This window comes from Mesorhizobium sp. M1A.T.Ca.IN.004.03.1.1, from assembly GCF_003997555.1.
Classification (GTDB): Bacteria; Pseudomonadota; Alphaproteobacteria; order Rhizobiales; family Rhizobiaceae; genus Mesorhizobium.
The window spans coordinates 243,023-263,560 of record NZ_RZTV01000007.1; the positions used below are offsets into that span (position 1 = coordinate 243,023).

A 20,538-nucleotide genomic window follows, 5' to 3' on the forward strand; every position below is an offset into this window, starting at 1 on the left:
GAACGAAATGCGACATATTGGCAAGGAGGAGGAGCGGCGACCTATTGAGCCAGCGGGAAGCGCAAGAGCCGGGCCTTCTATTGGATGGTGTCGAGCGCCTGCCGCTGGCGGTGCATTTCGAGGAAGATGCGATAGTCGCGGTCGAAGCGAGCGCCGGCCGCCGGATTCGGGGGCCGCGTCCTGCCGCCCTGCTGCATGGCCACGCAAGCGGCGTTGAGGTCGGGGTAAAGCCCAGCGGCGGTCGCAGCGACCATTCCGGTGCCGAGCAACACCGCCTCGTCGGCCAGCGGCTCGATGACGGTGCAGCCGGTGGCATCGGCATAGAGTTCCATCAAGAGCGGGTTCTTGGTGTGGCCGCCGGTGACGTGCAGCGTGTCGATCAAATAGCCGTTCTCGTTCAGCGCCTCGAGCACATGGCGCACGCCGAGCGTGATGCCGACGGCGGTGCGCCAGTAGAGCTTGCACAGGCTGTCGAAGGAGGAATCGAGTGTCAGCCCGCTGACGACGCCAACCGCGTGCGGGTCGGCGAGCGGCGAGCGATTGCCGTGGAAATCCGGCAGCACATGCAGGCGCGCCGCCAGCGCATCGCCCTCGGCGGCGCGCAGTTCGGCGACGCGCTTGGCGATCCTGGCATGCATTGCCGCATCCGGCTCGCCGCCGGCGCCGTGCCAGCGGATGATGTGGTCGAGCAGAGCGCCGGTCGCCGACTGACCGCCTTCCGACAGCCAGAGCTTTGGCAACGCCGCGCCATAATATGGTCCCCAGACGCCGGCGAAAGGCTGCGGATCCTGCGACATCGCCATGACGCAGGACGAGGTGCCGGCAATCAGCGCCAGGTGCCGGCTGATGCCCTTCTCGTCGCCGGCGAAGCCGCCGAGCACACCGAGCGCGCCGGCATAGGCGTCGATCACCCCGGCGCCGACCCGGCATTTTTCCGTGAGGCCGAGATCTGCCGCCGCATCGGCCGTGAGTTGCCCGATATCGGTGCCGACGGGGCTCGCCTTGTCCGGAAGATTGCCATGCTCGAAGAGATCGCCGATGCCGACGAGCTTGAAGAAATCGCGCCGCCAGCCCGTCTCCTCATGCGCGAGATAGGTCCATTTGGCCGTCAGCGTGCATTGCGAGCGGGCGAGCGATCGGGTCGCTTTCCAGGTCAGGAAATCGGCGAGATCGAACAGATAGCCGGCTTCATTCCAGGTTGCGGGCAGGTTGCGCTTCAGCCACATCAGCTTCGGCGTTTCCATTTCCGGCGACATCACCCCGCCGATATAGTCGAGCACTGCATGGCCGCTTCTGGTGCATTCGTCAGCTTCGGCGATGGCGCGATGGTCGAGCCAGACGATGGTGTCCCAGCGCTTCTCTCCCGTGACCGAGACGCTCAGCTGATCGCCCCGCCTGCCGCGCACCACCAGCGAGCAGGTGGCGTCAAAGGAGATGCCGACAATATCCGATGCGGCGACGTTCGTCTTCTCGCGCGCGGCCCGCACGGCGGCGCAGACTGCCGACCAGATATTTTCCGAATCGTGCTCCGCGTGATCGGGCTTAGGCTGGTGCATGGCGATCGGCCGCTCGGCGCGGCCGAGCAGGTTGCCATGCGAGTCGAGAATGCCCGCGCGAGCGCTCCCGGTGCCGACATCGACCGCGCAAACGAAACTCGTCAAGATGCTTTTACTCTCGCTCCCAGGTCTGCAATCAGGTCGGGCAATTGCAGCATGTCAGCGAATATAAAGTCCGGTTCGGTCGACGCAAGCCGCGCCTTGAGCGCAGGGTTGTTTGCATGCGATCCGCCGGTGAAGGCAAAGACACGCATCCCCGCCGCTCGCGCCGCGGCGATGCCGGCCGGGCTGTCCTCGATGACAAGGCATTTGCCCGGATCAGCGCGCATCGCGGCGGCGGCATGGAGAAACAGGTCCGGCGCCGGCTTGCCGCGCTTGACCATGGCGGCGCTGAAGAGGTGCGGCTCCAGCAGGCCCAGCAGGCCGGTGACCTCGAGCGCGTAGCGGATGCGCTCCAGCGTGCCGGAAGAGGCGACGCAATGGGGCAGGCCAAGCTTCGGCAGGATCTCCTTGATGCCGGGGATCGGCTTCAGCTCCTCGCGGAACTTGCGCATCAGCTCGACGCGCATGGCGGTGAGATGCTGGTCGCTGATCTCAAGCCCGAAATCGCTGCCGAGGATCTCGCGCACGCTCTTCATGCTCTTGCCGAGGAAATGCTCGTAGGCGGCGTCCTCCGAGACCGTGCCGCCGGCGAGCTCGATCATGCCCAGCAACGCGGTCACCGAAAGCGCCTCGCTGTCGACCAGCACGCCGTCACAGTCGAAGATGACGAGCTCGGGCGTCATTGCGGCTGCGTCCAAAGAGCTTCAGAGCTTATCGGCGAGATAGCGCGTCAAGGTTTCGCGCGCGCCGTTCGCCCACAATTCGTTCAGCGCATGGGCGAAGGCTTCGGCAAAGACGGCGGAGCGGCCGACATCGCCATAGATGTCGTCCATCGCCAGCCAGGCCTCGGGCGAGTTCTTCGCCGCTTTGGCGGTCGCCTGCATCCGGTCCCAGTTCGGATCGTTCGGCTCGATGACGGCGCCGCTGTCGGTGGTGCCGAAGCAGTAGCGGCACCAGAGCGCGGACTCCAGAGCCAGGCCGGCAACACCTTTCCCCGCCTTCAGTCGGTCCGCGGCGGTCGGAATTATGAATTTCGGCTGGCGGTTGGAACCGTCGAGGCAAAGCCTTCGGATGGTGTCGCCGATCTTGGGGTTGGAGAAGCGGCGCTCGATGAGCTGGTAGTAATCCTCGAGCACCGTGTCGGGCACCGGCGGCACGGTCGGGATGATCTCGTCGCGCTCCACCTTGGCGAGAAAGCGGCGCACCAGAGGCTCCTGCATCGCCTCATGCACGAAATGGATGTCCATCAGGCCCGCCGGATAGGCAATGGCTGCGTGGCCGCCGTTCAAGATGCGGATCTTCATCAGCTCGTAAGGCGAGACATCCTTGACGAACTGGACGCCGGCCCGTTCCAGCGGCGGCCGGCCGGCGGTGAAATGATCTTCCAGCACCCATTGTTTGAACGGTTCGCAGAAGACCGGCCAATTGTCCTCCAGCCCGAAATCATTGGCCAGAATGCTGCGCTCGCGATCGGTGGTGGCCGGCGTGATGCGGTCGACCATGCCGTTCGGGAAAGCGACGTTGTCCCTCACCCAGTTGGCCAGAGCCTCGTCGATCAGCCGGGCAAGGCCGATGACGCCGTCGGAGGTGACGTGGCCATTGTGGGGGATGTTGTCGCAGGACATGACCGTGAACGGCACGATGCCGTCGGCGCGCCGGCGCACCAGTCCGGCAAGAATGATGCCGAAGACCGTCTTCGGTGCCGCACCGGGCTGGGCATCGGCGACAATGTCGGGATGGGCCGGATTGAACTTTCCGGAGGCCGGATCGATGAAATAGCCGCCCTCGGTGATGGTCAGCGACACAATCTTGATCGCAGGGTCGGCGAGCTGCTCGACGATCGCCTCAGCATCGCCCGGCATCAGGAAATCGACCATGGCGCCGGTGACGCGGGCGCTCATATGGCCCTGGTCCTGCTCGACCACGGTGGTCAGCCAGTCCTGCTCCTGCAGCCTGGCGCGGCCGGCCTTCTCGCCCTCGAACACGCCGGCGCCGATCAGCGCCCAGTCATGGCCGAGGCCGGAATTGAATAGGTCGTCGAGATAGACAGCCTGGTGCGAGCGGTGGAAGTTGCCGACGCCGAAATGCACGATGCCGGCCTTCAGCGCGGCGCGATCGTATTTCGGACCGGAAACCTTCGACGGAAGCTTGGCGAGGTTCGAGGAAGAGAGTTTCACGGTCATCTTACTTACCCTTTGGCCGATATGCAGCCCGACAATCCAACCCCCAATTCACCCGCTTGGGGGAGCGGTGAGGGGCAGCATCCGTTTGCCGGTATGCGCCCCTCACCTGCCCCGCGACGCGTCCTCCCCGGAGGAAGAGGGGCGCGCTTCCCCCTCAACTCATCCATTGACCGCCATCGACGTTGTAGGTCTGGGCGACAATGTATTCGGCCTCGTCACTGGCGAGGAAAACCGCCATGCCAGTCAGATCTTCGGCTCGACCCATGCGGCCATAGGGCACGCTTTCGCCGACGAGCCTCTTCTTCTCGCCCTTCGGCCGGTTCTCATATTTGGCGAACAGCGAATCGACGTGATCCCAATGCTCGCCGTCGACGACGCCCGGTGCGATGGCGTTGACGTTGATGCGGTGCTTGATCAGGTCGAGTCCGGCCGACTGGGTAAGCGAGATGACGGCGGCCTTGGTGGCGCAATAGACCGCGACCAGCGGCTCGCCGCGGCGCCCGGCTTGGCTCGCCATGTTGATGATCTTGCCGCCCCGGCCAGCAGCGATCATCGAGCGGGCCGCCGCCTGCAGCATGAACAGCGTGCCGGCGACATTGACGGAGAAGAGCTTGTCGTAGCTCGCGCGGCTGATCTCGACGATGGGCGCAAGGTCGAACAAGGCGGCATTGTTGATCAGGATGTCGAGGCCGCCGGCGTTCGCTTCGACGGCTTTCACGCCGGCCTCGATCGAGGACTGGTTGGTGACGTCGAGCCGGATCGCGTAAGCGGCAGAGCCGATATCCTTTGCCGTCGCTTCCGCCGCTTCGAGATTGATGTCGGCAATCGCCACCCTGGCGCCTTCGCGAACATAGGATTCGGCGAAGGCCCTGCCGATGCCGCGCGCCGATCCGGTGATCAGCGCCGATTTGCCTTTGAGCCTCACTGCGCCAGCGCCTTGCCGTCGGCGCCGAAGCGATGGAGCTTGGCCTTGTCGGGCGTCAGGTAGACGGTGTCGCCGTGCTTGACGGCAACCTCGCCGTCGGCGCGCACATTGATCGTGCCGATGCCATCGGTCTGGACATGCAGGAAGGTGTCGGAGCCGAGATGCTCGGCAACGCCGACCGTCGCCTTCCAGTCGCCGGCCGTGGTCGAGATGTTGATGTGCTCGGGCCGGATGCCGATGGTCTTGGCGCCGTATTTGTCGGCCGGCGCGCCTTCGATCAAGTTCATCTTCGGCGAGCCGATGAAGCCGGCGACGAACAGGTTCTTCGGCGTCTTGTAGAGTTCCATCGGCGAGCCGACCTGCTCGATGTTGCCGGCATTGAGCACGACGATCTTGTCGGCCATCGTCATGGCCTCGACCTGGTCGTGGGTGACGTAGATCATCGTCGTCTTCAGCTGATGATGCAGCTCGCTGATCTCCAGCCGCATGGTGCCGCGCAGGGCTGCGTCGAGGTTGGACAGCGGCTCGTCGAACAGGAAGGCCGATGGCTGGCGCACGATGGCGCGGCCGATGGCGACGCGCTGGCGCTGGCCGCCGGAGAGCTGGCCCGGGCGCCGCTCGAGATAGTTGGTGAGGTTCAAGACGCGCGCCGCGTCCTTGACCTTCTTATCGATGGTCGCCTGGTCCTCGCCGGCCATCTTCAGCGGGAAGGCGATGTTCTTGGCGACCGTCATATGCGGGTAGAGCGCGTAGGACTGGAAGACCATGGCAAGCTTGCGCTTGGCCGGCGCCTCGCGGGTGACGTCGCGGCCATCGATGCTGATGGTGCCGCCGCTGGTGTCCTCCAGCCCGGCGATCAGCCTGAGCAGCGTGGACTTGCCGCAACCCGAGGGGCCGACGAACACGACGAACTCGCCGTCCTCGATGGCGAGGTCGATGTTCGGAATGATCGTCGTCGACCCGAAGGACTTGGAGACGTTCTTGAGCGTGATGTTTCCCATGGTTTCCTCCCCGGATTTCGTCCGCCGCTTACGGCTTACTTCACGGCGCCAAAGGTCAGGCCGCGCACCAGCTGCTTCTGGCTGAACCAGCCCATTATCAGGATCGGCGCGATCGCCAATGTCGAGGCCGCCGAGAGCTTGGCCCAGAACAGGCCCTGCGGACTGGAGAAGGAGCTGATGAAGGCGGTGAGCGGTGCGGCCTCGGTGGTGGTCAGGCGGATCGTCCAGAACGCCTCGTTCCAAGCCAGGATGATGTTCAAGAGCATGGTCGAGGCAATGCCGGGAACGGCCATGGGCGTCAGCACATAGATGATCTCGTTCCACAGCGAGGCGCCGTCCATGCGCGCCGCTTCGAGGATCTCGCCCGGGATCTCGCGGAAATAGGTGTAGAGCATCCAGACCACGATCGGCAGGTTGATCAGCATCAGCATGATGGTGAGGCCGATGCGGCTGTCGAGCAGGCCGGTGTCGCGGAAGATGAGATAGATCGGGAACAGCACCGCGACGGCCGGCATCATCTTGGTGGAGAGCATCCACATCAGGATGTCCTTGGTCCGCTTGGTCGGCGAAAAGGCCATCGACCAGGCCGCCGGCACGGCGACGATGAGCGCAAGGACGGTCGAGCCGACCGACAGGATCACGGAATTCAGGAAGAACTTGAAATAACCGCTCTGCGCCTGCACCTCGGAGTAGCTTTCGGTGGTGCCGGACGGGATCAAGGCGAAGCCCTGGATCGCCTCCTGTTCCGACTTGAAGGAGGTGATGATCGTATAAAGGATCGGGAAGAAGATCAGCAGGGCGACGACCCAGGCCGCGACTGTTGCGATCGTCTTGTGCTGGGTGGTGACTGCGCGTGCCATGTCAGGTCCTCCCGTATCGGCGATGTTGGCGGCAGGGTCGACCCCCACTCCGGTTTGCTGCGCAAACCACCTCTCCCCCGATCGACGGGGTAGAGGAAGCGCGGGGCTTCGATGCAGGCGTTTCCTCTCCCCCGGGCAGGGGGAGAGGTGTCCGGCGCAGCGGGACGGAGTGGGGGTGGTTCAGCGCAAGTGGCATCGTCTTGCCCCTACTTGTCCAGGTTCCTGCCGACCGCGCGCATGACGAAGAAGGCGACGATGTTGGCGAGAATGACCGCGATGACGCCGCCTGCCGACGCCTGGCCGATTTTGAATTCCAAGAGCGCCTTCTGGTAGACGAGGAACGGCAGGTTGGTGGAGGCGTAGCCGGGACCGCCATTGGTGGTGACCAGGATCTCGGCATAGACCGAGAGCAGGAAGATGGTCTGGATCAGGATGACGACGGTGATGGCGCGCGACATGTGCGGCAGCGTCAGATACCAGAAGCGGCTGAGGAAGCCGGCGCCATCCATCTCGGCTGCCTCTTTCTGCTCACCATCAAGCGATTGGAGCGAGGTGAGCAGGATCAGCGTCGCGAAGGGCAGCCATTGCCAGGCGACGATCAGGATGACGGCGGTCAGCGGGTGCTGACCGAACCAGTCGATCGGGTTGGCGCCGAAGAAGCGGGCAATATCGGCAAAGACGCCGTATTGCGGGTGCATGATCATGTTCTTCCAGACAAGCGCCGCCACCGGCGGCATGACGAAGAACGGCGAGATGACCAGGATGCGCACGAAGCCCTGACCCCAGATCGGCTGGTCGAGCAGCAGCGCCAAAAGGATGCCGCCGATCACGGTGATGGCCAGGACACTGACGACGATGGTCAATGTGTTGAGGATCGACTGCAGGAAGGCGGGGTTGGAATAGAAGAGCTTGTAATTGGCGAACCAGACGAACCCATCGCGGATCGGATTGAGCGGGTTGTACTGGAGGAACGAGAACCACAGCGTAAAGACCAGTGGCACGATCATCCAGACGAACAGCAGGATCACCGACGGCGCCATCATGAAACGGGCAAGCGAACGGGTTTGCTGAGTAGCCATGACGGTCACCCTCCCAAGGTCAGCCGGATTTAGACTTGTGCCAGAATTCCTGATTACAGAGGTGGCCGCCCGAACTGGGTTTCGGGCGGCCTATGCCGGTCATGATCCGCTACCGGCGTTCGGCACCGGGAGGAGCCTTACTTGAGGTAGCCGCCTTCGGTCATCGCGGCGGTCGCCGCGTCCTGGGCCTGCTTCAGCGCATCATCGACGCTCGACTGGCCGGCAAGAGCGGCGGAGAAGAGCTGACCGACGGTGGTGCCGAGGCCCTGGAATTCCGGGATGGCCACGAACTGCACGCCGACATAGGGCACCGGCTTGACGGTCGGATGCGTCGGGTCGGCGGCATTGATGGAGTCCAGCGTCATCTTCGCGAAGGGCGCTGCCTTCTGGTACTCCGGATTGTTGTAGAGCGAGGTCCGCGTTCCGGGCGGAACGTTGGCCCAGCCTTCCTTCGAAGCCACCAGTTCGAGGTAGTGCTTCGAGGTCGCCCAGGAGACGAACTTCTCGGCGGCGTCGGCCTTCTTGGTGCCGGCGGGGATAGCGAGAGACCATGCCCACAGCCAGTTGCCGCGCTTGCCGAGACCCTTGTCGGGCGCCAGCGCATAGCCGACCTTGTCGGCGACCTGGGAGGCCTTCGGGTCGGAGACGAAGGACGCGGCGACGGTGGCATCGATCCACATGCCGCACTTGCCCTGCTGGAAGAGCGCAAGATTCTCGTTGAAGCCGTTGGAGGACGCGCCCTCAGGACCGTCTGCCTTCATCAGGTCGACATAGAACTGCAGCGTGTTCTTCCATTCCGGCTGGTCGAATTGCGGCTTCCAGTTCTCATCGAACCAGCGAGCGCCGAAGGAGTTCGACATGGCGGTCAGGAAGGCCATGTTCTCGCCCCAGCCGGCCTTGCCGCGCAGGCAGATGCCGTTCACGCCATTGGCGCGATCGGTCATCTTGTCGGCGGCTTCCTTGATGAAGTCCCAGGTCGGCGCGTCGGGCATTTTTAGGCCGGCCTTTTCCATCAGGTCCTTGCGGTACATGACGAAGGAGCTCTCGCCGTAGAACGGCGCGGCATAGAGCTTGCCGTCGACCGAAAGGCCGCCGGCAATGGCCGGGATGATGTCCTTGACGTCGTAGTCGTCGCCGAGCTTCTCGAGCGGCAAGAGCCAGCTCTGCTTGGCCCAGATCGGAACCTCGTAAGTGCCGATGGTCAAGACGTCGTACTGGCCACCCTTGGTGGCGATGTCGGTGGTGACGCGCTCGCGCAGCACGTTTTCTTCGAGCGTGACCCAGTTGAGCTGGATGTCGGGATTGGCCTTCGTGAAGTCGTCCGTCAGCTTCTGCATGCGGACCATGTCGCCGTTGTTGACGGTGGCGATGGTGATGGATTCGGCATGCGCGGCGAATGCAAGGGCGCTGGCCGACAACAGGCCCAGGGTGAGCGTGCGAAGTTTCATCAATTCCTCCCTAAAACCAAGATGAGCATTTGCCTTGGCTGTGGGCAATTACTCACTAAGTGTGAATTATGTCAAGCCGGAATCGATGCTGCAGCGCAGCACAAATCGATGCCGCGCCCGTCTGGGCGATGCGTAGCGGAGACGGCAGGCTGTGATGCCGGCCTACTGACAGGCGATCTCGGCGAGAATCCAATCGCGGAAGGCGCGGATCTTCGGCACGTTGCGCCGGGCAGTGGGATAGACCAGCCAGTAGGCGTGGCCGTCGTCGCCGACGAGGTCGAAGGGCTGGATCAGCCGGCCGTCGGCAAGCTCGTTCTTGAACAGGGCGCTGGTGACGATCGCAACACCTTGCCCGGCCATCGCGGCATTGGCCTCATAGGCCTGCGCGCCCATGCTGGTGCCGGGACGGCTGGCGAGTTCCTCCGCGGGCAGGCCGGCGAGCGCGAACCATTCCTGCCACCAGATGTCGCCGGGATCGAGGATGGGGAGCTTGAGCAGGTCGGCGGGCTCCTTGACGCCGCCGATGCTCGCCGCAAGCCTGGGGCTGAGCACCGGGGTGAAGTCGGCCCTGAACAGCATATGCGTTTCCACGCCGGGCCATTTGCCGCCGCCGGAGCGGATGGCGATGTCGACGTCCTCACGCGCGAAATCGACGACTCGGTTCGAGGTGTCGACACGCACGGCAAGCGAGGGGTGCGCGACCTGAAAGGATCCCAGATGCTGCGCCAGCCAGTTCGAGGCGAAGGTGAGCAGGGTGGAAACGCAAAGCACGCCGTCGGCGCCGGCTCGGGCGGCCGCATAGGCGCCGCTCAGCAGCGCGAATGCCTCGCTGACAGCCGGCGCAAGACGCTGGCCGGGTTCGGTCAGCTCGATCTGCCGTGGACGGCGCAGGAACAGCGGCGCGCCGATGCGCTCTTCCAGAAGCTTGATCTGATAGCTCGCGGCGGCCTGGGTCATGCCGAGCTCCTCGGCGGCCTTGGTGAAGGAGAGGTGCCTGGCCACGGCCTCGAACACCCGAATCGCCTGCAGGGGCGGGAGCTGGACATTCTGCCGGGAGCTCAGATCGGGCATAAGGCCTCTTTATGGGTCATGATCGACGTTTGATTGGAAGCACGTGCCGATCAGCCCGATATTTTGGGTCGACGATCACTCCAGTTCAAGCATAGCGAAGGCTGACGATCATGACCCCGATGCAGGAAAAACTCGATTCGACCCCAATACATGGATGGATTTCGCTGCTGGCGCGGGAATTGTCGTGGTTCGCCAACCGCAGGCGCGGCTATGTCGATGTGCGAGAACTGTCGGAGCACCTGCAGCGGGATATGGGCTTCCTCGACGGCAACGATCCGCATGGACGCTACAAATAGCCGGGTTTCTTTTTATCGCCAACGGCTCGTCGCGTCAGATTCGCCCGAGCCCAGCATCACGATCACGCGCCGCCGAGCAGGGCGGTGGCTGTCCGTTCATCGGTGATGAGGCCATTGACCAAACGACGGTTCACGGCGGCGAGAATGCCCGGCAGCTTGCGCTCGCCCATGGCAAGCGCGATGACCAAGGACTTCTCGCGTGACGGCAAGGCGGCGGACGAAACGCGGTCGTTGGTGATGCCTTCGATCATGCGGCCTTCGCGGTCGAAAACCCAGCCGACGATCTCGCCGACGCCGCCGGCTTTCTGCAGTGCCTTCAGTTCCCCCTCCGAGATGAAGCCGTCCTCGTAGAGCGGCGCCTTCGGGCCGAGATCGCCGATGCCGACGAATGTGACGTCGGCTTCCGCGGCCAGCGCCAGCGTCGGCTGGATCATTGGCTGGCTGAGCAGCATGTCGCGCTCTTCCGGCGAGGAGGCGATGACCGGCAGCGGCATCGGGAAGGAGCGCGCCTTGACCCGGTCGGCCATGGTGAAGATGACGTTGTAGAAGGCGGCCGAGCCGTCGGGCGAGATGTTGCCGGTCAAGGACACCACCTTGTGCTGCGGGCACTCCATCGGCGGCAACAGCTCGATCGCCGCCTTCAGGGTGCGCCCGGTGCCGATCGCCATGACGATGGGGGCGGCGGAGCGCAGCCGCCGCTCGATCTCGGCAGCCGCCGCCTCGGCGACGCCGATCGTCGTCGAGGACGAGGTCGGATCGCTCGGCACCACCTCGACGAGATCGAGCGCGAAACGCGACTTCAGCCGCGCGCCAAGGTCGAGGCAATTGGCGATCGGATGATCGACGCGGACCTTGATCAGCCCTTCCGACATCGCCAGCGAGACGAGCCGCTGCGCCGTCTGCCTGGAAATGCCGAGCTTGGCGGCGATCTGATCCTGGGTGTTGCCGGCAACATAGTAGAGCCAGCCGGCCCGCGCGGCGTCGTCCAACCTGGTGCTGCCGGTTTCCTGTCGCGCGTTCACATTCTGCCTCCCCAAGCCCGACAATAGCGGGCCCTCTAGATTACAGCGAAAGCGGCCCTGCGCAATTGTCAAATTGAAAGAGCAATTGCTTGCGCCGCTGCCGACCAAGGTTGGCCCTGTTCGCACTCGCTTCAACCATTTGCCGGGAGAGCGGTTTATCTCTGACCGGAAACCCATTAAGGGATCGGCAAAAGGAGCCTTGCATGACGCCGAAAGCGGTTTTCTGGGACATGGACGGCACGCTGGTCGACAGCGAGCCGCTGCACGAGGCAGCACTTGTGGCCGCTTTGCGCAGCGTCGGCATCACGCCGCCGACCGACCTGCACGAACGCGTGCTGGGCGTCGCGGCATGGCCGGTCTACGAAATGCTGCGCGACCAGTTCGGCCTCGACCTGCACTTCGATGACTGGATCGTGCGCAAATACGACCACTATCTGCCGATGGCCGAGACGCTCAAGCCGCGGCCCGGCGCGATCGAGGTGTTCAACCAATTGCGCGCGCTAGGCGTCGAGCAGGCGGTGGTGTCCAATTCCGACCGGCTGATCGTTGACGCCAATCTCGGCGCGGTCGGTCTCGTCTATCCCGGCATGCACACGGTGAGCCGAAACGACGTACGCCAAGGCAAGCCGCATGCGGAACCCTTCCTGCGCGCGGCTTATCTCGCCGGCGTCGATCCGGCCGACGCGGTCGCGGTCGACGACAGCCGCACCGGCGCGATGGCCGGCCTGGCTGCCGGCATGAAGACGATTTTCTGGCCGGAAGCGCCGATGGAAGGGCCGCCCGGCGCAATCGTCATCAACAGCGCCGAGGAACTGCGGGCGCAATTGGGTCTCTGAATAGACTTTCCAGGCCTCGACGCTGCCCCTCATCCGCCTGCCGGCACCTTCTCCCGGTGACTACGGGGAGAAGGGACACGCTCCGACGCTGCGATTTCCCTCTCTCCGTGCTTCACGGGGAGAGTGTGAGGGGCAGCGCCCGGCTTCGAAAATAAGCGAAAGCCAAGCCTCCAGCGTCACCCACAACCGCGGAGCTCAGTTCCTGTAGACCGGCTCTTCCTCGTCGAGGATTGCCTTCAGTTCGGCAAGGTGGCGCTCGGCCTGCCCGGGATAGTCGTCCATCTCGCTCGCCGTCTTTTCCGCGATCTCGTCGGAGAGCGTGCGCAGCGGCCGACCGGTCCACAGCGCCTTGATGTAGGTCTCGGCGGCACGCTCGAAATAGAACATGCGATTGAAGGTGTCGGCGACAGAATCCCCGATGACCATCACGCCGTGATTGCCCATGACCATCACCTTGACCTTGGGATCGACGAGCAGTCTTGAGCAGCGCTCGCCCTCCTCTTCGAAGGCCAGCCCGCCATAATGAGGGTCCACGACATGACGATTGAAGAACATGGCCGAGTTCTGGTCGATCGGCGGCAAGGTGGAGTCGGCCAGCGAGGCAAGCACCGTGGCGTGGATCGAATGCACATGCATGGCGCAGCGCGCATGCGGCACGTTGCGGTGGATGGCGCCGTGCAGGCCCCAAGCCGTCGGGTCGGGCGCGTTGGGGCCGGAGAGCGTTTCGGGATCGTTGGCGTCGATCAAAAGCAGATCGCTCGCCTTGATACGCGAGAAATGCACCTGGTTCGGGTTCATCAGGAACTTCGTGCCGTCCTCGTTGACCGACAGCGAGAAATGATTGGCGACCGCCTCATGCATGTTGAGCCGCGCCGTCCAGCGGAAGGCGGCGGCGAGATCGACCCGCTCCTGGTAATAAGGCAGGTTGGTCAGCGTTTCCTTCTGCAGACGGGCAAGGCTCATCGAAAATCCTCCGGTTTGGCCGAGCATGCCGTGCATGGCGGCTGCCAGCAACCGCAAACTGATGGGTCAGGCGGCAGGCCGCGCCGATTGCAGCCCGCCCAGCTCGACGATGAACTCGATCACCTCCTGCAGACCCTTGCCGCGCGACAGATCGGTGAAGCCGAATGGCCGCTTGCCGCGCATGCGGGCGGCGTCCGCCTGCATGACGTCGAGGTTGACGTTCACATAGGGCGCCAGATCGCTCTTGTTGATGACGAGGAAGTCTGAGCGGGTGATGGCCGGGCCGCCCTTGCGCGGTATCTCCTCGCCCTGGCAAACGGAAATGACATAGAGGGTCAGATCGGCAAGGTCCGGCGAGAAGGTGGCGGCGAGATTGTCGCCGCCGGATTCGATGAAGACGATGTCGAGGTCGGGGAATTTGCGGTGCAGCTCGGCGATCGCCCGCAAATTGATCGAGGCGTCCTCGCGGATGGCCGTGTGCGGACAGCCGCCGGTCTCCACGCCGACGATGCGCTCCTCCGGCAGCGCCTGCAGGCGCGCCAGCATCATGGCGTCTTCCTTGGTGTAGATGTCGTTGGTGACGACGGCGATCGAGAACCTGTCGCGCAGCGCCTTGCAGAGCTTTTCGGTGAGCGTCGTCTTGCCGGAACCGACGGGACCGCCGATACCGATGCGCAGGGGACCATTGGCTTGGCTCATGCCGGAAACTCCGTGATGGCGAGGATTGCGAAGCCCAGCCCGATCAACAGGCAGAGCGGCGAGTAGAGGCGCTGGTCGAGCCGTGCGAAAGGCTGCTCCGGCGTCAGCCCGCGCCACCAGGGCGTGAAGCCGGCGATGCCTCGCCCGAAGAAGACGATGCCGAAGAGCAGCGCGGTAGCGGCAAGGCCCTGCCTGGGAAAGGGCGAGGCGAAGACGCCTTCAAGGGCCAGCGGCCATAGCGTCGCGAGCGCCAGGCACGCGGCGACGGCAAAGCTCGCGACGGGCGAGGGCATGTCATCCACGCCGCGAAAGCCGACGACGGCGCGGGCGCAGGATTTCGCGTCCTTTCCCGGCCAGATGCCGCCTATGCCCCAATAGACATGCAGCGTGGTGATCAGCAGCAGGATGAGGGAGAGGACAAAGGCAAGTATGATCATGAGCGGAACAGACGCGAATATTGGGTTTCGTGCTTCATCGCCGCAATGTCGGATATCAAGGCCGAGCCGCCGAGGTCATCGAGCGTGGAGTTCGCGGCGCGAGCAGCTGTCGCGAGCGCCAGCGGTTCGAAGCCGGCTAACAAAGCGGTGGCATCGACCTGTCCTACAACGCCGAGCCGGATAGCGGCCTGCACGAGGTTGGAGAAGAAGGCCTGCAGGAAGGCCGACAGCGCGTCCGCCAAGCCGATGCCATCGCTGCCAGCGATCGCGCCGACAGCGACGCAATAGGGGCACTCCGCAGGCAGCCGCTCGAGCGCATGACAAGGCCAGGCAGAGGCGGCTTTTTGGAAGGCGGCGCCTTGGAGCATGGTTTCCACGTGACGCTCCTGCGATCCGGCAAGCGCCTCGGCAAGCGCGGCAACTTCGGCGATATCGCCGCCGTCACGCGCACGCCGCCAGCTTTCGGCAAACAGCACCGCATCGTTCCAGCCCGAGCCCATCTCGACCAGCGTCCCCAGCCACTCGGCGAGATCCCGGCGATCGGCGACTAGTCCGTCATGCACGGCGCGCTCGAGACCGTGACTGTAGGAGAAGCCGCCGACCGGAAAGGACGGCGACAGCCAGGCCATCAGCCGCAGCAGTGCGGTACCGGACGGCTGGTCAGTCATGATGATGATGGTGATCGTGGTCGTGGTCATGATGGCCATGCGCGTGATCATGATCGTGATGGTCGTGGCCGTGATGATCATGCGCATGGCCATGGTCGTGGCCATGTCCGGAATAGGCGCCGCGCACGGGACTGAACGGTTCCAGCACCTCGCGGACCCTGGCGCCGAGCCCCTCCAGCATCGCTTTGATGACATGGTCGCGCAGGATGAGGATACGGTCCGCCTCGATTGCCGCCGCGAGGTGGCGGTTGCCGATATGCCAAGCAAGCTCGGTGAGATGCACGGTGTCGCGGGCGCGGATGTCGTAGACCTCTTCGGGCGCGGCGACGATCTCGAGCTGGCGGCCGTCCTCCAGCACCAGCCGGTCGCCATTGCCGAGCGCCACCGGCTCGGGCAGATCGACCAACACCCTGTCGCCGCCGGCGGTTTCGATGGCGCGGCGGCGCAGATGCCGCTCGTCATGCGTCAAGATAGCCTTGTCGAAAGGTGTCGCCGCTCCGCCCTCGCCGGCCGGGAGCACCGAGACGGCGCGCGGAAATTTGGTGAAATCGGTGTTGATGTTGAGCTTCATTTCATGGCTCCGCCATTGGCTTGCGCCCGCGCCCGGGCGGGTCGCGACAGCACGCGATCGAAATAGGCGTTGACGCGATCTGAGTCGACCGGGAACCGGCCGGCGCGCGCCCAACCACCCATATCGCCGAGCAGAACGTCGACGGCGGAAAAGCGGTCGCCGAGCGCAAAAGGCTTGTCGCCGAGCCGGCGGTCCAGCGCCTTGACTTCCGAAGCGAAATCATGGGCGGCGGCAGGGCCGACATCGACGCGCAGCTCCCTGGGCAGGATGAAGCGGTGGCGCAGCTTGTTCCACAGCGGCGCCTCGAACTCGCTCTGAGCAAAATGCATCCAGGAATCCATCTCGGCGCGGCCGGCGAGCCCGGGATTACCGCCCATCCCCTTATCGGCATGCTTGTCCGCTAAATAGACGCAGATCGCCGCCGAATCAGTGATCGTCAGCTCGCCGTCGATCAGGTTCGGCACCTTGCCGGAAGGGTTCAGCGCATAGGTCTCGGGCGAGCGCAGCTTCACCTCTACGAACTCATAGGATTGCCCGAGCTCCTCGAGCATCCAGAGCACGCGGCCGACCCGGGAACCTCGTGATCCGACGGCCTTGTACATGGTTCGAATCCTGCCTTTTCCCGGAGCCTAGACCATCCAAGCCATCAGCCCAATGACGATCAGGCGATGAGGTCGAAGAGCCGCAGGAATGAAATCCGGTAGCTAAAACAGAAAATACCGCTGCGCCATCGGCAGCACCGTCGCCGGCTCGCAAGTCAAGAGCTCGCCGTCGGCGCGCACCTCATAGGTTTCAGGGTCGACCTCGACATGCGGCGTGGCGTCGTTGAGCACCATCGAATGCTTGCCGATGCCGCCGCGCGTGTTCTCGACCGCGACCATCGCCTTCTCTACGCCAAGCCTGCCCTGCAAGCCGGCATCAAAAGCCGCCTTGGAGACGAAGGTGACCGAGGAGTTGGTCAGCGCCTTGCCGTAGGCGCCGAACATCGGCCGGTAGTGCATCGGCTGCGGCGTCGGGATCGATGCGTTGGGATCGCCCATCGGGGCGGCGGCGATTGTGCCGCCTACCAGCACCATCTCCGGCTTCACGCCGAAGAAGGCCGGGTTCCACAGCACGAGATCAGCGCGTTTCCCGGCCGTCACGGAGCCGATCTCCTTCGACAGGCCATGCGCGATCGCCGGGTTGATGGTGTATTTGGCGATATAGCGGCGAACCCGGAAATTGTCGTTGTCGCCCGTCTCCTCAGCCAGCGCGCCGCGCTGGCGCTTCATCTTGTCGGCGGTCTGCCAGCAGCGGATGCCCACTTCGCCGACGCGGCCCATGGCCTGGCTGTCGGAGGAGATGATCGAGAAGGCGCCGATGTCGTGCAGGATGTCCTCGGCCGCGATCGTCTCCTTGCGGATGCGGCTTTCGGCAAAGGCGATGTCCTCGGGAATCGACGGCGACAAATGATGGCAAACCATCAGCATGTCGAGATGCTCGGCCAGGGTGTTGACCGTGTAAGGCCGCGTCGGGTTGGTCGATGACGGGATGACGTTGGGCAGGCCGCAGACCTTGATGATATCGGGCGCATGGCCGCCGCCGGCGCCCTCGGTATGAAAGGCGTGAATGGTGCGGCCCTTGATCGCTGCAACCGTGTTCTCGACAAACCCGGACTCATTCAGCGTGTCGGTGTGGATCATCACCTGCACGTCATAGTCGTCGGCGACCGAAAGGCAGCAGTCGATCGCGGCCGGCGTCGTGCCCCAATCCTCATGCAGCTTCAGCGAGCAGGCGCCGGCGAGCACCATTTCCTCCAGCGCTGCCGGCTTTGAGGCATTGCCCTTGCCGGACAGCCCGATATTCATCGGGAAAGCGTCGAAAGACTGGATCATGCGCGCCATGTGCCAGGGGCCGGGCGTGCAGGTGGTGCCAAGGTGCCATGCGCCGGACCGGTGCCGCCGCCGAGCATCGTGGTGATGCCGCTCATCAGCGCTTCCTCGATCTGCTGCGGGCAGATGAAGTGGATATGCGCGTCGAAGCCGCCGGCCGTCAGGATCTTGCCTTCGCCGGCGACGATCTCGGTGCCCGGACCGATGATGATGGTGACGCCATCCTGGGTGTCCGGATTGCCTGCCTTGCCGATCGCGGCGATGCGACCGTCCTTCAGGCCGATATCGGCCTTGACGATCCCGGCGAGCGCGTCGACGACCAGCGCGTTGGTGATGACGGTGTCGACGGCGCCGCCCGCGCTAGATACCTGGCTCTGGCCCATGCCGTCGCGGATGACCTTGCCGCCGCCGAATTTCACTTCCTCGCCATGGACGGTAAGATCCTTCTCGACCTCGATAAAGAGCTGGGTGTCGGCAAGCCGCACCTTGTCGCCGACCGTGGGGCCGTACATCTGCGCATAGGCGGCACGGGAAATTCTTGCCATCAGCGATTGCTCCCAAAAGCGAGTTTGTGTGGGCGCGGAGCGCACATTGTCGCCATCCAATGGTCATGCAATGACCCGCTCGACGACACCTTCCGATCCCATTTGGCGGTTGAGGTGACCGAGTCAGCCCAAAACGACCGTTTTCCAAACCGAGGGAAGGAATATCCATGCGAAAGACGATACTTTTCGCGGCCGCCGCCAGCTTGGTGATGGCGGGTGCGGCCGGCGCGCAGCAGCCCGCGCCGCAGCCGAGCCCGGCGCCTGCGGCACCTGCTGCCGCCGCGCCCAAGGCGCCGACGATCGAGAGCGTCAGCATCGTCGATATTACGGAACTGCCAAAGGACACGCAGACGCAGGTCAATCAGATCGTCGCCCAACGCGGCGACGCCGGCCTGCAGACCCTGCGCAAATCGATCGACGCGACACCCAAGGTGAAGTCCGCGCTCGAAGCCAAGGGAATGAGCTCGGCGCAGGTGATCGCCGCCAGCCTGCAGCCCAATGGCGCGCTGACGCTGATCACCAAGAAGGCGAGCTGACGACCAACGCTGGCGGGCCGGTTGCAGGCCCGTCAGCATCATCGCGAACGGAACCTCCCGCAAACAAGACTCGTTTCGCCTTTTTCGCCCCGCCACAAGTTCAACCAGGAGCGAGCGATGGCGAGCGCCCCGTGCCCCGGAACAGGATTTCCAGCCCTTGTCTTTCCAGCTCTTGTCTTTCCAGCCCTTGTGGTGGCCATGCTTCTCGTGGTCGCCGCCCCAGCGTTCGCCGCGCAGCCGGCGGACGGCAAGCCGCCACTGGACAGCACCAAGCCGGGCGCGACGATCGTCGATTCCGATGTGCGGCAGGAGGAGGCGCTGTCGAAGACGGAGGCCGGCAAGGTCATCACCGCCATCGACCGCACGCGCGACAATATCGGCACCGTGCGCAAGACGACCAAGCTGGATACCGTCGATATCGTTTTCCTGACGGATGCCGCGCGCAGCGAAGGCGGGCCGCCGCCTGCGATCGAGAACAAGGTAAAGCAGCATCAGGAAGACGTCGCGGAGCTGCGGCAGGAGATCGAAGCGAACGCCCTGCTCTTCAACGCCATCGATTCGCGGCGCGTGCAGGCCGAGGACGTGCTTGCCGTCGGGTTCGACAATCCCGGGAAGGTCGTCATCTACGCGGCCGCCAAGCCGCCGAAGTGATTTGAGCGCGCCGCCACGCCTCACAGCTTGCCCATCACCTTCTGTTGAAATCCATAGACCTCGCGCCTGCCGCCGAGCGGCACCAGCGTGACGTCACGTTCCTGGCCCGGCTCGAAGCGCATGGCCGTGCCGGCGGCGATGTCGAGCCGCATGCCGCGGGCGCGTTCGCGGTCGAATTTCAGGCCCTCATTGGTCTCGAAGAAATGATAGTGGCTGCCGACCTGGATCGGACGGTCGCCGCTGTTGGCGACCTTGAGCATCACCGTCGGCAGGCCCTTGTTCAGCTCGATGTCGCCCTTTGCCGTGATGACTTCGCCGGGGATCATCGCAGCCTCACAGCACGCCGAAGGCAAGGCCCGCGCCGACCGTCGCGCAGGCGGCGCCGGCAAGACGCGCCAGGGCGCGGAAGCGGAGCCCAAGTCCGAGCGCGGCCGCGATGCCGATGCCATGAAGAAGCGCCGTCGCCACGGCGAAACCCGCCATATATTCGAGGCCGCCGGCATTCTCCGGCACTTCAGTGCCATGCGCATGGCCGTGGAATAGGGCGAACAGGCCGATGATGGCCACACCCGCCGAGACCGGCAGGTCGACCGCCAGCGCCACCAGCAACCCGAGGGCAACGACCGAAGCGAGGATACCAGGCTCGACGAAAGGCACCGGCACCTGCAGCATGCCGAGTGCTGCGCCCGCCACCATCACGCCGACGAAAGCGAGCGGCCATGCCCACACCGCCTTGCCGCCTTTCATCGCCGCCCACAGGCCGACCGCGATCATGACGGTCATATGGTCGAGGCCCGACAGCGGGTGCATGAAGCCCGCCGTGAAGGACGAGGTCGTGCCGACGCCGACATGGGCGTAAGCCGGCATCGCCGCCGCCAGGAAAAGAATCGTGGCAAGCGCGGTGCGTTTCGTCGAAGCGGAAATCATGGGCGGGTCCTCTTCAAATTGCCGACTCAGGCGGCCTTGCGGGGGCCGCAGCCCCCGGCCTTGAGCACGCGCTTGGTCGAGGCCGGGTATTTTTTCAACTTTGCCGCCGGCCGAATCGGCCGCGGCGCGAAATTGCCGCCGCAGTTCGGGCAGACACCGCCGAGAACATTTTGCGCACAATCGGCGCAGAAGGTGCATTCGAAGGTGCAGATCAGCGCATCCGCCGCCTCCGGCGGCAGATCCTTGTCGCAGCATTCGCAATTGGGTCTGAGTTCCAGCATTGGATCCTCC

General features: G+C 64.4%; 23 protein-coding genes and 1 pseudogene. 4 read left to right on the plus strand and 20 right to left on the minus strand.

The window, feature by feature from the left end; genetic code table 11:
* Positions 1-77 precede the first annotated feature (77 nt).
* From EOD29_RS22245 to gcvA, 9 genes are all read right to left on the minus strand, one after another.
* Entirely contained in the window at positions 78-1,664 is a 1,587-nt protein-coding gene (locus EOD29_RS22245; protein ID WP_127247896.1) for an FGGY-family carbohydrate kinase, read from the minus strand.
* Positions 1,658-2,341 carry an HAD family hydrolase gene (locus EOD29_RS22250; RefSeq protein ID WP_095799101.1) on the minus strand — a complete coding sequence of 228 codons (684 nt, stop codon included), beginning with the start codon at positions 2,339-2,341 and terminating at the stop codon, positions 1,658-1,660. The genes EOD29_RS22245 and EOD29_RS22250 overlap by 7 nt, the downstream gene beginning before the upstream one ends.
* Positions 2,342-2,362: 21 nt before the next feature.
* A complete protein-coding gene (locus EOD29_RS22255; RefSeq protein WP_095825550.1) occupies positions 2,363-3,841 on the minus strand; it encodes a mannitol dehydrogenase family protein in 1,479 nt (492 codons plus the stop codon).
* A 154-nt stretch (positions 3,842-3,995) separates the two neighbouring features.
* Complete coding sequence (locus EOD29_RS22260; protein WP_095799099.1) at positions 3,996-4,766, minus strand: L-iditol 2-dehydrogenase; 771 nt, start codon at positions 4,764-4,766, stop codon at positions 3,996-3,998.
* Entirely contained in the window at positions 4,763-5,767 is a 1,005-nt protein-coding gene (locus EOD29_RS22265) for an ABC transporter ATP-binding protein (protein WP_066999175.1), read from the minus strand. Before EOD29_RS22265 ends, EOD29_RS22260 begins: the two co-directional genes overlap by 4 nt.
* 35 nt (positions 5,768-5,802) lie before the next feature.
* Positions 5,803-6,627 (minus strand): carbohydrate ABC transporter permease, encoded by an 825-nt coding sequence (locus tag EOD29_RS22270; protein WP_067323984.1) that lies wholly within the window; start codon positions 6,625-6,627, stop codon positions 5,803-5,805.
* A 206-nt stretch (positions 6,628-6,833) separates the two neighbouring features.
* Complete coding sequence (locus EOD29_RS22275) at positions 6,834-7,706, minus strand: sugar ABC transporter permease (protein ID WP_066999170.1); 873 nt, start codon at positions 7,704-7,706, stop codon at positions 6,834-6,836.
* Positions 7,707-7,843: 137 nt separating this feature from the next.
* Positions 7,844-9,154, minus strand: a complete 1,311-nt coding sequence (locus tag EOD29_RS22280; RefSeq protein WP_066999167.1) for a sugar ABC transporter substrate-binding protein — start codon at positions 9,152-9,154, stop codon at positions 7,844-7,846.
* A gap of 162 nt (positions 9,155-9,316) precedes the next feature.
* A complete protein-coding gene (gene gcvA, locus EOD29_RS22285; RefSeq protein ID WP_066999164.1) occupies positions 9,317-10,225 on the minus strand; it encodes a transcriptional regulator GcvA in 909 nt (302 codons plus the stop codon).
* 110 nt (positions 10,226-10,335) lie between these two features.
* Here gcvA and EOD29_RS22290 point away from each other — a divergent pair, with 110 nt between their 5' ends.
* On the plus strand, positions 10,336-10,521 hold the full coding sequence (locus EOD29_RS22290) for a hypothetical protein (RefSeq protein WP_127215805.1): 186 nt from the start codon (positions 10,336-10,338) through the stop codon (positions 10,519-10,521).
* Positions 10,522-10,583: 62 nt separating this feature from the next.
* Here EOD29_RS22290 and EOD29_RS22295 read toward each other — a convergent pair whose 3' ends face one another.
* A complete protein-coding gene (locus EOD29_RS22295) occupies positions 10,584-11,543 on the minus strand; it encodes a sugar-binding transcriptional regulator (protein WP_127247897.1) in 960 nt (319 codons plus the stop codon).
* Positions 11,544-11,746: 203 nt separating this feature from the next.
* Between EOD29_RS22295 and EOD29_RS22300 the strand changes: the two genes are divergently transcribed.
* Complete coding sequence (locus tag EOD29_RS22300; RefSeq protein ID WP_066999155.1) at positions 11,747-12,379, plus strand: HAD family phosphatase; 633 nt, start codon at positions 11,747-11,749, stop codon at positions 12,377-12,379.
* A gap of 195 nt (positions 12,380-12,574) precedes the next feature.
* Here the strand turns inward: EOD29_RS22300 and EOD29_RS22305 are convergent, their stop codons facing one another.
* The 7 genes and pseudogenes from EOD29_RS22305 to ureC all read right to left on the minus strand — a co-directional run bounded on the left by EOD29_RS22305 (position 12,575) and on the right by ureC (position 18,136).
* Positions 12,575-13,342, minus strand: a complete 768-nt coding sequence (locus EOD29_RS22305; protein ID WP_067324682.1) for a class II aldolase and adducin N-terminal domain-containing protein — start codon at positions 13,340-13,342, stop codon at positions 12,575-12,577.
* Between the two features lie 66 nt (positions 13,343-13,408).
* Positions 13,409-14,041, minus strand: coding sequence for an urease accessory protein UreG (gene ureG / locus EOD29_RS22310; RefSeq protein ID WP_066999151.1), 633 nt, complete (start codon positions 14,039-14,041; stop codon positions 13,409-13,411).
* A complete protein-coding gene (locus EOD29_RS22315) occupies positions 14,038-14,478 on the minus strand; it encodes a DUF3995 domain-containing protein (protein ID WP_127247898.1) in 441 nt (146 codons plus the stop codon). The genes ureG and EOD29_RS22315 overlap by 4 nt, the downstream gene beginning before the upstream one ends.
* Entirely contained in the window at positions 14,475-15,197 is a 723-nt protein-coding gene (locus EOD29_RS22320; RefSeq protein ID WP_245466656.1) for an urease accessory protein UreF, read from the minus strand. The genes EOD29_RS22315 and EOD29_RS22320 overlap by 4 nt, the downstream gene beginning before the upstream one ends.
* Complete coding sequence (gene ureE, locus EOD29_RS22325; RefSeq protein WP_067323973.1) at positions 15,139-15,717, minus strand: urease accessory protein UreE; 579 nt, start codon at positions 15,715-15,717, stop codon at positions 15,139-15,141. Before ureE ends, EOD29_RS22320 begins: the two co-directional genes overlap by 59 nt.
* A complete protein-coding gene (locus EOD29_RS22330) occupies positions 15,714-16,319 on the minus strand; it encodes a glutathione S-transferase family protein (protein WP_127247899.1) in 606 nt (201 codons plus the stop codon). The genes ureE and EOD29_RS22330 overlap by 4 nt, the downstream gene beginning before the upstream one ends.
* Positions 16,320-16,421: 102 nt before the next feature.
* A pseudogene (ureC, locus tag EOD29_RS22335) lies at positions 16,422-18,136 on the minus strand (urease subunit alpha).
* A 164-nt stretch (positions 18,137-18,300) separates the two neighbouring features.
* Between ureC and EOD29_RS22340 the strand changes: the two are divergent.
* On the plus strand, positions 18,301-18,669 hold the full coding sequence (locus EOD29_RS22340) for a hypothetical protein (protein ID WP_127247900.1): 369 nt from the start codon (positions 18,301-18,303) through the stop codon (positions 18,667-18,669).
* A gap of 117 nt (positions 18,670-18,786) precedes the next feature.
* Positions 18,787-19,320 carry a hypothetical protein gene (locus tag EOD29_RS22345; protein WP_245475386.1) on the plus strand — a complete coding sequence of 178 codons (534 nt, stop codon included), beginning with the start codon at positions 18,787-18,789 and terminating at the stop codon, positions 19,318-19,320.
* A gap of 20 nt (positions 19,321-19,340) precedes the next feature.
* On the opposite strand, the gene EOD29_RS22350 is transcribed toward EOD29_RS22345, so the two are convergent.
* The 3 genes from EOD29_RS22350 to EOD29_RS22360 are packed head-to-tail and all read right to left on the minus strand — an operon-like array spanning position 19,341 to position 20,528.
* Positions 19,341-19,646, minus strand: a complete 306-nt coding sequence (locus tag EOD29_RS22350) for an urease subunit beta (RefSeq protein ID WP_127247901.1) — start codon at positions 19,644-19,646, stop codon at positions 19,341-19,343.
* A gap of 7 nt (positions 19,647-19,653) precedes the next feature.
* The gene (locus EOD29_RS22355) at positions 19,654-20,247 is read right to left on the minus strand and encodes a HupE/UreJ family protein (protein ID WP_127247902.1); all 594 of its coding nucleotides are present in this window, start codon (positions 20,245-20,247) and stop codon (positions 19,654-19,656) included.
* A 26-nt stretch (positions 20,248-20,273) separates the two neighbouring features.
* Positions 20,274-20,528, minus strand: a complete 255-nt coding sequence (locus tag EOD29_RS22360) for a DUF1272 domain-containing protein (protein ID WP_067323959.1) — start codon at positions 20,526-20,528, stop codon at positions 20,274-20,276.
* Positions 20,529-20,538 lie beyond the last annotated feature (10 nt).

Coding starts and splice junctions, on each gene's coding strand:
- EOD29_RS22350 (WP_127247901.1), bottom strand. CDS start 19,646: ATGATCCCCGGCGAAGTCATCACGGCAAAGGGCGACATCGAGCTGAAC.
- gcvA (WP_066999164.1), bottom strand. CDS start 10,225: ATGCCCGATCTGAGCTCCCGGCAGAATGTCCAGCTCCCGCCCCTGCAG.
- EOD29_RS22280 (WP_066999167.1), bottom strand. CDS start 9,154: ATGAAACTTCGCACGCTCACCCTGGGCCTGTTGTCGGCCAGCGCCCTT.
- EOD29_RS22290 (WP_127215805.1), top strand. CDS start 10,336: ATGACCCCGATGCAGGAAAAACTCGATTCGACCCCAATACATGGATGG.
- EOD29_RS22250 (WP_095799101.1), bottom strand. CDS start 2,341: ATGACGCCCGAGCTCGTCATCTTCGACTGTGACGGCGTGCTGGTCGAC.
- EOD29_RS22275 (WP_066999170.1), bottom strand. CDS start 7,706: ATGGCTACTCAGCAAACCCGTTCGCTTGCCCGTTTCATGATGGCGCCG.
- EOD29_RS22330 (WP_127247899.1), bottom strand. CDS start 16,319: ATGTACAAGGCCGTCGGATCACGAGGTTCCCGGGTCGGCCGCGTGCTC.
- EOD29_RS22265 (WP_066999175.1), bottom strand. CDS start 5,767: ATGGGAAACATCACGCTCAAGAACGTCTCCAAGTCCTTCGGGTCGACG.
- EOD29_RS22340 (WP_127247900.1), top strand. CDS start 18,301: ATGCGAAAGACGATACTTTTCGCGGCCGCCGCCAGCTTGGTGATGGCG.
- ureE (WP_067323973.1), bottom strand. CDS start 15,717: ATGAAGCTCAACATCAACACCGATTTCACCAAATTTCCGCGCGCCGTC.
- EOD29_RS22300 (WP_066999155.1), top strand. CDS start 11,747: ATGACGCCGAAAGCGGTTTTCTGGGACATGGACGGCACGCTGGTCGAC.
- EOD29_RS22345 (WP_245475386.1), top strand. CDS start 18,787: ATGGCGAGCGCCCCGTGCCCCGGAACAGGATTTCCAGCCCTTGTCTTT.
- EOD29_RS22255 (WP_095825550.1), bottom strand. CDS start 3,841: ATGACCGTGAAACTCTCTTCCTCGAACCTCGCCAAGCTTCCGTCGAAG.
- ureG (WP_066999151.1), bottom strand. CDS start 14,041: ATGAGCCAAGCCAATGGTCCCCTGCGCATCGGTATCGGCGGTCCCGTC.
- EOD29_RS22305 (WP_067324682.1), bottom strand. CDS start 13,342: ATGAGCCTTGCCCGTCTGCAGAAGGAAACGCTGACCAACCTGCCTTAT.
- EOD29_RS22270 (WP_067323984.1), bottom strand. CDS start 6,627: ATGGCACGCGCAGTCACCACCCAGCACAAGACGATCGCAACAGTCGCG.
- EOD29_RS22355 (WP_127247902.1), bottom strand. CDS start 20,247: ATGATTTCCGCTTCGACGAAACGCACCGCGCTTGCCACGATTCTTTTC.
- EOD29_RS22360 (WP_067323959.1), bottom strand. CDS start 20,528: ATGCTGGAACTCAGACCCAATTGCGAATGCTGCGACAAGGATCTGCCG.
- EOD29_RS22320 (WP_245466656.1), bottom strand. CDS start 15,197: ATGATCACGCGCATGGCCATCATGACCACGACCACGATCACCATCATC.
- EOD29_RS22315 (WP_127247898.1), bottom strand. CDS start 14,478: ATGATCATACTTGCCTTTGTCCTCTCCCTCATCCTGCTGCTGATCACC.